The following is a 9193-nucleotide window of genomic DNA, read 5'->3' on the forward strand; positions in this document are numbered from 1 at the left end:
ATTTTAATTGAGATTTAAGCTGTAAAATTCGGATATAAAAAAATTGTGTTAAGTATAATCACTTAACACAATTTTTAATTATTTTTTCAATTCTGGGGCATCTGTCTTGAAATCACTTTGAGTTGTCTTTTTACCATTCCGATACCAGACACTATTCTTACTCTTCTTCTCAGCCTTTTTCAATCGTTTTAACGAATCAGATTTCTTATATGAATAATTTTTTCTCTTCACATATTCAAATCCATCTGGCTTATAGAAGCGCAAAAGATTTCCTGTAATTACTCGGTCTGATAAGGAGAGCTCGGTCGTTACTGTATTAGAAATGGATGCTAATTGGGCCTTTACTTTCTTGCTTGGATGAGTTATTCGCTTTCCTGATTGCGTGTAGTAATAACTTCCTTCCACTTTACTATATTTTGGAGTAATAAAGTCACCATTTCGCTGGGCAACAATTTGTGGAGCATTTTTAGCCAAAAGACTATGTCCAAACTGAATCATATTTTGGTCATTAATTCCTAATAAATTAAATAAAGTTGGTCTAACGTCAATCTCGCCACCATAGGTATGATTAATACCACCCTTAAGTCCAGGCATGTGGAACATTAATGGTACCCGTTGGAATTGGAGATTATCAAAATTATTAAAGCTATCTTTATCCAATAATTGGGCAGACGCCTTATGATGATTTCCAGAAATTCCGTAGTGATCTCCATAAAGCATAATTAGAGTATTCTTCTCTAAACCAGATTTCTTCAGATAGCTCATCAATTCTCCAATTGCTTGGTCAAGATAATGAGCAGTTTGAACATATCCATCTACTGTTTTATCACCAGTATCAGTTTTATCAATGGATTGATTTTTCTTATCTAAATCATATGGATAGTGGTTCGTTACCGTAATCATCTTTAAATAAAATGGCTGTGGTAAATGCTCCATATATTTAATCGACTGATCAAAGAAAAGCTTATCCTTAATTCCATATCCTAAGTAATATCCTTTTTTATTTTGATAATAAGATAAAGGCATGAAATAATTGTAGCCAAAAGACTTATAAGCATTATCACGATTCCAGAATGAACCTGCCCCACCATGCATAACTGCACTAGTGTAGCCAGCCTTTTGACCTAGTATAGCTGGAGCACTTTCAAAAGTGTTAGATGTTCCATAACTTGACATAGCAGATCCTGATTGTAAACCAAAAATAGAGTTTTCTAGCATCATTTCAGCATCGGAAGTCTTACCCTGTCCTACTTGATTAAAGAAATTATCAAAACTAATAGTATCATTAGCATGATATAACTTATTCAAGTTAGGTGTAACTTCTTTTCCATGCCACTTATAATCAATTAAAAATTGCTGGAAACTCTCTAAGTGGATTACCAATACATTCTTATTCTTTGCCACGCCATAATATTCCGGATTAGGGGCAATATAATTTTTCTTGATATACGACTGAACAGTTTTTAGATCACTATGGTTTGCTTTAGCCATAATTGCATTATTTTGAGCAGTTTTTACTCCGTCATACACTGCAAAAGCATTTAATCCTAAATATTTAACAATATAGTTATTATCAAAAGTTCTAGTCAATAAACCAGAACGATCCTTTTGTGCCATAGTTAAATTAGTACCAATCAATACTACAGCTAAGCCTTCAATTAAAAGTGAAACCTTTAATTTTAGACGTCGAACATCAATTTTAAAAACTTTAAAAGCTATTAGTAGAACAATAATAACTACATCTAAAAATACTAAAAAATCTGTTCCTTTTGTGATGCCCGCAATACTTTTTCCTAAATTATCAGAAGTAGATCCGGACGTTTTAATGATAGAAGTAGATAAAAAATCAGAGAATTCTCGATAATATAATATATTTGAAAATAGCCAAAGAGATAAAAGAAAATCAATTATGACCATAATCCAGTAGGATTTCCTACCCTTAAAAAATAAACCAATTCCAATTAATAAAATAGCAGTTGGCAGTGGATTTATCAGTAGCAAAAAATTTTGCATTGAGCCCACTACACCTAAATTAAACTTTGTTATATAGGTTAAATATGTTTTTATCCAAAAAAATACAACAACTACAGTGAAAAAGCCTAATTTAGTTTTAGTTAACCAATTATATGATGCTTTTAGGCGTCCCATCTAAGTCCTCCTCAACTTTGTTCTTTCATGATATTACTACTAAAAAATGGTTTTGATAAATTAAAATAGCAAATTTAAGGAATTTTAATGACTTTTTACTTTCTTGGGCTTAAAGAGCCAACCGAATATTCCTAAAATTATTCCAAAAAAGTAGGTAGTAAAACGCCATAAGAACATCCCTAGAGTCAACAAAATATTTGAATGAATAAAAGTAGAAAACAATGTCTGAAAACTAAATTCTGCTCCACCAGATGCTCCTGGAATTGGAACAATTGCCATAAACATGATAATCATAATGTTCATCTGCGTAACGTCTAGCCAAGAAGGTGTTAAATTTAATGCTAACAAGATCAAGTACGGAATTGAATAGAAACATAGAAGTTGACCAATAGTCAAAATACTGGCACCTAATAATTTTTTCTTTTCACGTTTTAAGTTCTGTCCTTCTGCATAAAAAGTTTCAATTTTCTCCATCGTATTCTTACGCCATTTTTCAACAGTATTTTTATTCATAAATTTTTCCAGTAAATCCATGACCCAATTAGTAATATTTTTTGTCCATCGATATGCAAACATAATTGCTAATAGAAAAATTATGGAACTTACATGAAGAATAAAACCAATTAAAATAAACAAGGCTAATCCTGAAAATTTGGCTACTACCATATGAAAACCAAAAATAATTGTCGATACGTACGCAAATAAAACGCAAATTTGATAAATTATAAATTTCATTAACAGAATAGATGTCGCCCGTCCACCTTCTATTCCCATCTGAATCATGGCTACTAACTGAGAAGGTTGACCACCTGTAGACAGGGGTGTTATCGCATTAAATAAAGCTTGAATAATTGGAATTCTGAAAAAAGACCATGCCGAGCGATGTGGATCTCCCTTTTTATGCTCTAAAATCCAAATAATAGCAGCTTCACAGACATACGACAAAACCATTACCAATAAAACTAACAGCAAGAAAGTTAAATTTAATTTTTTACTTGCTCCCCATAATGCCTTAATTGGTGTTTTCCGTAATTCTTGCCAAATAACAAAGCCACTAATTAAAAGAACAATCAGCATCCCTATAAAATGTTTTTTGTTCATTATTTGATTTGTCCTAACTTTCTACCAATTTCATATTGTTCCATGTAAAAGTCATGCCATATTTTAGCAAGATGGTCTTCAGAATATTCTTGACTGGCTTGAGCAGATAAATCTTGATACTTCTTTAATTTTTCAGGATATGATACTACGGATTTAATTTGAGCGTTTAACTCAGTAAAATCCTTGCCTTTCATATAATACCCGTCAATAATAGCTTGATATAAATCCAAATCACGTAATAAAACAGGAGTATTACATGAAAAAGCTTCTAAAACTGACATTGGAAATAATTCATCGAAAGATGGGAGTAAAAATAAGTCAGCAATGTTTAAATAGCTAACTAATTCTTCTCGTGGCACAATACCAGTAAATTTCAAATTTTTTGGAGGATCATCAATTAACTTCTTAAAATGAGCATATCCATCTGTCATTTTACCGAATGAGAATCCACCAGCCCAAATAAATTGAACATCTGGATTGGCTTCTGCTAACTTCGCAAAGTCATCCACACCTTTTCTTTCTTGAACTTGTCCATCTCCGACAATTACAAACTTATCTAACGGAATATGCAATTTATTCCTAAAGGCGTTTTTTTGTACTTGACTTTGCTCATAAAATTCACTTTTTGCTACAAAATTAGGAATGTATTTTACTTTGTCTTTGCTGATTCCGTACTTCACTAATTTATCAATAAAGATTGGATTAACTACTACTATCTGATCCATTCTTTTATAAAAATCAATAACGTACTTATAGAAGATACTTTTTGCTGGTTCAGGGAGCTTAACAGATCCTTCTAATGTTTCCGGCAGAAAATGCACATATCCAATTTTTCTTCCACGACTAGGTAAAAAACTATTAGCAAAATATGTAGGATTTATAGTATGGTAATGCGTTAGATCGCTTGCTCCATATTTATTAATAGTTACATAAAAATCTTCTACTAAGCGGGACCTAAGTAAGCGCACTAGCTCTCTATACGCAGATCCCACACCCTGTCCCTGAACTGAATCAGCCTGGGAAAACATATTAATTCTAATCATAATTTACCTCAGTTGTTCGTTTATTTTGAATTGCATCTTGATAAAAATCTTCTGTTTTATGTGCAAAAGTAGCTGCTGATACATCTACCAATTTATTTTTCTTTATATTTTCAGGAATGGTAAATCGATCTTCTTTTAAATAATCAAGAATCTCATTTTTCATCTCATCCTTTGTTTTAAAGGTGCAGCCTAACTCCTTATTATCAAAAACATTCTCCGTGTAATCGGTACTGTACACTACACTTTTTGTTCCAGCGGCTAATGCCTCAATATAGGTTAAACCTTGCGTTTCAGTATCACTTGCGGATACGAATAAGTCGGCCATACGATAATAATTTCCAACATCACTGTGTTCAACACTACCTGCGAAAGTTACATAGTCTTCTAAAGAAAGTCGAGCAACTTGATCTTTTAATGGATGTACATCAGGACCATCGCCGGCAATTACAAACTTTACGTTAGGCTCTTTTTCTAAAATTTCAGGTAAAACATCTAAAATCTGGTCTATTTTCTTTTCAGCTGCTACCCTACTTAGCGTGAGAATAACTTTATCTTTTGAACTAAGCCCCAATTCCTTCCGGACATCTCGACGGGGATTTTCATTGATAGCTGTTAAATCAACTCCTGTTGGAATAATACGCATTGGAATTGTAACTCCATATCGCCTCAATGTTTCTTTTACACGCTGACTTGGTGCAACCACTCCATCCATCTTATGGAGATAGGCCTTCGTAATTTGTTTAACGTGATACGGCTTTAATAGATGTCCATTTAATACATAATGTAAGTAATCTTCATACATAGTATGGTAAGTATGAATAGCAGGAATATCTAACGAATGCGCAACATATTTTCCAATCATACCCATTGCAAACTCGGTTTGAGTATGCACAATGTCTAATTTTACTTCCTTAGCAATTTTCGTTGCCTGAAATAAACCTCTAACTGCAATTCTTCTATCCGTAAAAGAGACAAAAGGTACACTACTAACTCTGAAAATATTTGGCTCAATAGTCCCTTTTCCTAAATGAGGATCAGTTGTAGTAAAAATGAAGACAGAATGTCCATCTGCTTCAAGAGAATTTTTTAAAGTTTGAATTGAAGTTGCGACCCCAGAAAGCTGAGGAAAATAAGTATCGGTAAATAACCCAATATTCATATAAAAATACCTCCATTAAAGAACATTATAAAGTTAGTAGAAAGGAGTTGCAATTTTGGATAAAAAAAAGACGTGAGAATTAACTCACGTCTTTTTGCCAGAATGTCTGAATAAATAGCGGTGATCGGGGTCGAACCGATACGTCCCAGGGGACACCAGATTTTGAGTCTGACGCGTCTGCCAATTCCGCCACACCGCCATAAATGAAATTAATCAGGAAATTCAGGCGAAGGCGGTGATCGGATTTGAACCGATGATTAGGGTTTTGCAGACCCGTGCCTTACCACTTGGCTACACCGCCAACCTCTGATCATTAACAAATTGGGATAGTTGGATTCGAACCAACGCATGATGAAGTCAAAGTCCATTGCCTTACCGCTTGGCTATATCCCAATGTTAGGGCGGAATGTGGGGATCGAACCCACGCATGCCGGATCCACAAACCGGTGTGTTAACCACTTCACCAATTCCGCCATAATATTAAAAACAGGGATAGTAGGAATTGAACCCACACTAGCGGTTTTGGAGACCGATGTACTACCTTTATACGATATCCCTATTTAATGGAGGCCAGTGGATTCGAACCACCGAACTCAGAGAGAGCGGTTTTACAGACCGCCGCGTTTAGCCACTTCGCTAGGCCTCCAGAATGGCGCGAGACGGAATCGAACCGCCGACACAAGGAGCTTCAATCCTTTGCTCTACCAACTGAGCTATCGAGCCATTTACGGTCCCTACCGGATTCGGACCGGTGATCTCCTCCGTGACAGGGAGGCGTGATAACCACTACACTAAGGGACCATATTGCGGGAATAGGATTTGAACCTATGACCTTCGGGTTATGAGCCCGACGAGCTACCAGACTGCTCCATCCCGCGATGATTAAGGAGGATGTGGGATTCGAACCCACGCGCGGGCAGAACCCGCCTGACGGTTTTCAAGACCGTTCCCTTCAGCCGGACTTGGGTAATCCTCCATTTATACCATCTTTTAATATGGTAATGACCCGTACGAGATTTGAACTCATGTTACCGCCGTGAAAGGGCGGTGTCTTAACCACTTGACCAACGGGCCATACGTTTTTAACGTACTTATTAATCATACTTGATTTAGAAAGTGATGTCAACAACTTTTTTCAAAAACTTTTTTGAAGTGTTGTTTTTTCTTACTCTCCGCATCAGCAATAACTATATTACTAAAAACATTCTAATTATGCAACCCCTAATTTTAATTTTTTTTACTTTATTTCTTTTTTTATCTCTTTAAGCCTATATGGTGCTACACTAAACGTATACGGAGTTTTTTTATATCTAATGAAAGATGTATTATTGACAATAAAAAAGGTAAAAAACTAATTAAATTAGCTGATGGAAATATGATTTGTGAAGATCATGCAAAACTTACTCCTTGGCAAAGAGAAGAATTAATTGAAAAAGATGCAAATCAAGTTAATGAGTATATAGATAAAATGACTAATACCCATTTAGCTGCATATGGCTTAGAAAATACGGAAGCATCATACAAGCCTCTTCTTCATAGAGCGGCTCAAAGTGATCTAATGGAAAATACTTCCCCAGAAGATACATTAAAGATTCAAAACTGGATCTTAATCAAGCAAAATGCAGAAATAATTAACCTGCTTAAAGAATTAAATACAAGAAACTAGCTAGTCCATATAACTATAGACACATTCGTTCCATCTGAACCATGTGTCTTTTTTTAGACTAACAAAAATACGACTTTGAAATATGTAAAAATCGCTCTGTAAACTCTTTATTTTATTTTAAAGTCAAATTCCTCCTCAGCAACCTTTAAAAGCCATATAGAGAAGATATAAAGCTCATTACCGCATAAAGGAGATTCCCACTCTAATTTTTCAAGAGATAGCTGCTTTCCCTCTTTTTGGCCGTATAATAGACATCCAAATTTTCTCCGCTTATTACATAACTGAACTTTCGCCGCTCTTTTCCCCACAAGCGTCATCTTACTACTTATAATACGGGGACTAAAAAACTTTCTTAGTTCAATCAAGGTAAGTGCCTGGAAGAAAACTACGATTTATCTACTTTCAAGACTACTTTCGTATAATTCAATTGCTTTTAATTTAGTTTCAACTGCATATTTGTCCATAGCAAAATCCCCAGGTTGGGTTTATATCCAACCCGGGGGTTAACTTCATAGTTATTTGATTCTTTTTCTGTCTCTTCATCCATACACTTGAACAAAGAGTTTTTTATTTTTAAATATACAAAAAAACACACTAGTGACATCACTAGTGTGTTTACTTTAAAGCGGAGATTGAGAGATTCGAACCCTCGCGCCGGTATAAACCGACCTACACCCTTAGCAGGGGCGCCTCTTCAGCCACTTGAGTAAATCTCCAATGGGCCTAAATGGACTTGAACCATCGACCTCACGCTTATCAGGCGTGCGCTCTAACCAGCTGAGCTATAGGCCCCTTTCCTTTGAAGCGGGTAACGAGAATCGGACTCGCGACTAAAGCTTGGAAGGCTTTCGTTTTACCACTAAACTATACCCGCAACTTCTTGCTTCCTAATGGCGCGAGACGGAATCGAACCGCCGACACAAGGAGCTTCAATCCTTTGCTCTACCAACTGAGCTATCGAGCCATTACGGTCCCTACCGGATTCGGACCGGTGATCTCCTCCGTGACAGGGAGGCGTGATAACCCCTACACCAAGGGACCATATTGCGGGAACAGGATTTGAACCTATGACCTTCGGGTTATGAGCCCGACGAGCTACCAGACTGCTCCATCCCGCGATGTTTTTATATAAAAAAAGCCAAGATCCTATGGACCTTGTAGGACTCGAACCTACGACCCGACGGTTATGAGCCGTCTGCTCTAACCAACTGAGCTAAAGGTCCAAGCTTACCTCTATAGCGGCGGGGGGGATCGAACCCTCGACCTCCCGGGTATGAACCGGACGCTCTAGCCAGCTGAGCTACACCGCCATCTGTAACTTCCTTCTTATTAAGCTACAATCGGGAAGACAGGATTCGAACCTGCGACCCCCTGGTCCCAAACCAGGTGCTCTACCAAACTGAGCCACTTCCCGAAGTGTGCACCCTGAAGGATTTGAACCTTCAACCTTCTGATTCGTAGTCAGACACTCTATCCAGTTGCGCTAAGGGTGCATCATTATATGCCGAGGACCGGAATCGAACCGGTACGGTTGTCACCAACCGCGGGATTTTAAGTCCCGTGCGTCTGCCAGTTCCGCCACCCCGGCATGATAATGATAAGCGGAAGACGGGATTCGAACCCGCGACCCCCACCATGGCAAGGTGATGTTCTACCACTGAACTACTTCCGCATTTTTATTAAGTTTTTATGCCGATTAAAGGACTCGAACCTTCGACCCCCTGTTTACAAGACAGATGCTCTACCAACTGAGCTAAATCGGCATGGTACGGGTGGTGGGACTTGAACCCACACGTCCGAAAACACTAGAACCTAAATCTAGCGCGTCTGCCAATTCCGCCACACCCGCTTGAGTTTTTTCTGGGCCAATGAGTCGTGGCAGGCTCGAACTGCCGACCCTCTGATTAAAAGTCAGATGCTCTACCAACTGAGCTAACGACTCGATGGAGGATACAGGGCTCGAACCTGTGACCTCCTGCTTGTAAGGCAGATGCTCTCCCAGCTGAGCTAATCCTCCATTTAGCACGGCGACTGCCTACCCTCGCAGGCAGTTTCCCACCAACTACTCTCGGCGTT

5 protein-coding genes and 27 tRNA genes are annotated in these 9193 nt (G+C 37.5%); 1 reads left to right on the forward strand and 31 read right to left on the reverse strand.

What is annotated here, in order from left to right:
- Nucleotides 1–78: 78 nt before the first annotated feature.
- From CP370_RS08385 to CP370_RS08455, 15 genes are all read right to left on the reverse strand, one after another.
- Nucleotides 79–2148 carry an LTA synthase family protein gene (locus tag CP370_RS08385; protein WP_087712682.1) on the reverse strand — a complete coding sequence of 690 codons (2070 nt, stop codon included), beginning with the start codon at nucleotides 2146–2148 and terminating at the stop codon, nucleotides 79–81.
- An 84-nt stretch (nucleotides 2149–2232) separates the two neighbouring features.
- Nucleotides 2233–3249 (reverse strand): lysylphosphatidylglycerol synthase transmembrane domain-containing protein, encoded by a 1017-nt coding sequence (locus CP370_RS08390; RefSeq protein ID WP_087285376.1) that lies wholly within the window; start codon nucleotides 3247–3249, stop codon nucleotides 2233–2235.
- Nucleotides 3249–4292, reverse strand: coding sequence for a glycosyltransferase family 4 protein (locus CP370_RS08395; RefSeq protein ID WP_012846607.1), 1044 nt, complete (start codon nucleotides 4290–4292; stop codon nucleotides 3249–3251). The genes CP370_RS08390 and CP370_RS08395 overlap by 1 nt, the downstream gene beginning before the upstream one ends.
- Nucleotides 4285–5451, reverse strand: coding sequence for a glycosyltransferase family 4 protein (locus CP370_RS08400; protein ID WP_012846608.1), 1167 nt, complete (start codon nucleotides 5449–5451; stop codon nucleotides 4285–4287). Before CP370_RS08400 ends, CP370_RS08395 begins: the two co-directional genes overlap by 8 nt.
- Nucleotides 5452–5566: 115 nt before the next feature.
- A tRNA-Leu gene (locus tag CP370_RS08405) sits at nucleotides 5567–5650 on the reverse strand.
- Between the two features lie 31 nt (nucleotides 5651–5681).
- Nucleotides 5682–5752, reverse strand: a tRNA-Cys gene (locus tag CP370_RS08410).
- A gap of 20 nt (nucleotides 5753–5772) precedes the next feature.
- Nucleotides 5773–5844, reverse strand: a tRNA-Gln gene (locus CP370_RS08415).
- Between the two features lie 7 nt (nucleotides 5845–5851).
- Nucleotides 5852–5924, reverse strand: a tRNA-His gene (locus tag CP370_RS08420).
- A 14-nt stretch (nucleotides 5925–5938) separates the two neighbouring features.
- Nucleotides 5939–6009, reverse strand: a tRNA-Trp gene (locus tag CP370_RS08425).
- Nucleotides 6010–6015: 6 nt separating this feature from the next.
- Nucleotides 6016–6097: transfer RNA gene (locus tag CP370_RS08430), tRNA-Tyr, on the reverse strand.
- Nucleotides 6098–6101: 4 nt separating this feature from the next.
- A tRNA-Phe gene (locus tag CP370_RS08435) sits at nucleotides 6102–6174 on the reverse strand.
- Between the two features lie 5 nt (nucleotides 6175–6179).
- Nucleotides 6180–6252, reverse strand: a tRNA-Asp gene (locus CP370_RS08440).
- Between the two features lie 3 nt (nucleotides 6253–6255).
- Nucleotides 6256–6329 (reverse strand) — tRNA-Met (locus CP370_RS08445).
- Between the two features lie 7 nt (nucleotides 6330–6336).
- A tRNA-Ser gene (locus CP370_RS08450) sits at nucleotides 6337–6427 on the reverse strand.
- Nucleotides 6428–6453: 26 nt separating this feature from the next.
- Nucleotides 6454–6525 (reverse strand) — tRNA-Glu (locus CP370_RS08455).
- Nucleotides 6526–6826: 301 nt separating this feature from the next.
- Between CP370_RS08455 and CP370_RS08460 the strand changes: the two genes are divergently transcribed.
- Nucleotides 6827–7117: a hypothetical protein gene (locus tag CP370_RS08460; RefSeq protein WP_232457422.1), complete on the forward strand. Its 291-nt coding sequence runs from the start codon at nucleotides 6827–6829 to the stop codon at nucleotides 7115–7117.
- A 626-nt stretch (nucleotides 7118–7743) separates the two neighbouring features.
- Here the strand turns inward: CP370_RS08460 and CP370_RS08470 are convergent.
- The 16 genes from CP370_RS08470 to CP370_RS08545 all read right to left on the reverse strand — a co-directional run bounded on the left by CP370_RS08470 (nucleotide 7744) and on the right by CP370_RS08545 (nucleotide 9134).
- Nucleotides 7744–7833, reverse strand: a tRNA-Ser gene (locus tag CP370_RS08470).
- Nucleotides 7834–7835: 2 nt separating this feature from the next.
- A tRNA-Ile gene (locus CP370_RS08475) sits at nucleotides 7836–7909 on the reverse strand.
- 11 nt (nucleotides 7910–7920) lie between these two features.
- Nucleotides 7921–7991: transfer RNA gene (locus CP370_RS08480), tRNA-Gly, on the reverse strand.
- A 17-nt stretch (nucleotides 7992–8008) separates the two neighbouring features.
- Nucleotides 8009–8081, reverse strand: a tRNA-Phe gene (locus CP370_RS08485).
- A gap of 4 nt (nucleotides 8082–8085) precedes the next feature.
- Nucleotides 8086–8158: transfer RNA gene (locus tag CP370_RS08490), tRNA-Asp, on the reverse strand.
- A gap of 3 nt (nucleotides 8159–8161) precedes the next feature.
- Nucleotides 8162–8235 (reverse strand) — tRNA-Met (locus tag CP370_RS08495).
- 31 nt (nucleotides 8236–8266) lie between these two features.
- Nucleotides 8267–8340, reverse strand: a tRNA-Ile gene (locus tag CP370_RS08500).
- Between the two features lie 13 nt (nucleotides 8341–8353).
- Nucleotides 8354–8427, reverse strand: a tRNA-Met gene (locus tag CP370_RS08505).
- A 30-nt stretch (nucleotides 8428–8457) separates the two neighbouring features.
- Nucleotides 8458–8531, reverse strand: a tRNA-Pro gene (locus CP370_RS08510).
- Nucleotides 8532–8536: 5 nt separating this feature from the next.
- Nucleotides 8537–8610 (reverse strand) — tRNA-Arg (locus CP370_RS08515).
- A 9-nt stretch (nucleotides 8611–8619) separates the two neighbouring features.
- Nucleotides 8620–8705 (reverse strand) — tRNA-Leu (locus CP370_RS08520).
- A gap of 12 nt (nucleotides 8706–8717) precedes the next feature.
- Nucleotides 8718–8789 (reverse strand) — tRNA-Gly (locus CP370_RS08525).
- An 18-nt stretch (nucleotides 8790–8807) separates the two neighbouring features.
- Nucleotides 8808–8880 (reverse strand) — tRNA-Thr (locus tag CP370_RS08530).
- A gap of 1 nt (nucleotide 8881) precedes the next feature.
- Nucleotides 8882–8966, reverse strand: a tRNA-Leu gene (locus CP370_RS08535).
- Nucleotides 8967–8986: 20 nt separating this feature from the next.
- A tRNA-Lys gene (locus CP370_RS08540) sits at nucleotides 8987–9059 on the reverse strand.
- Nucleotides 9060–9061: 2 nt separating this feature from the next.
- Nucleotides 9062–9134: transfer RNA gene (locus tag CP370_RS08545), tRNA-Val, on the reverse strand.
- Between the last annotated feature and the right edge of the window lie 59 nt (nucleotides 9135–9193).

The organism is Lactobacillus sp. UMNPBX19, from assembly GCF_002553805.1.
Taxonomy (GTDB): domain Bacteria; phylum Bacillota; class Bacilli; order Lactobacillales; family Lactobacillaceae; genus Lactobacillus.

What these genes read in the sequence shown, in the direction of transcription:
- CP370_RS08385 (WP_087712682.1), bottom strand. Translation starts at nt 2,148, where the DNA reads ATGGGACGCCTAAAAGCATCATATAATTGGTTAACTAAAACTAAATTA.
- CP370_RS08390 (WP_087285376.1), bottom strand. Translation starts at nt 3,249, where the DNA reads ATGAACAAAAAACATTTTATAGGGATGCTGATTGTTCTTTTAATTAGT.
- CP370_RS08395 (WP_012846607.1), bottom strand. Translation starts at nt 4,292, where the DNA reads ATGATTAGAATTAATATGTTTTCCCAGGCTGATTCAGTTCAGGGACAG.
- CP370_RS08400 (WP_012846608.1), bottom strand. Translation starts at nt 5,451, where the DNA reads ATGAATATTGGGTTATTTACCGATACTTATTTTCCTCAGCTTTCTGGG.
- CP370_RS08460 (WP_232457422.1), top strand. Translation starts at nt 6,827, where the DNA reads ATGATTTGTGAAGATCATGCAAAACTTACTCCTTGGCAAAGAGAAGAA.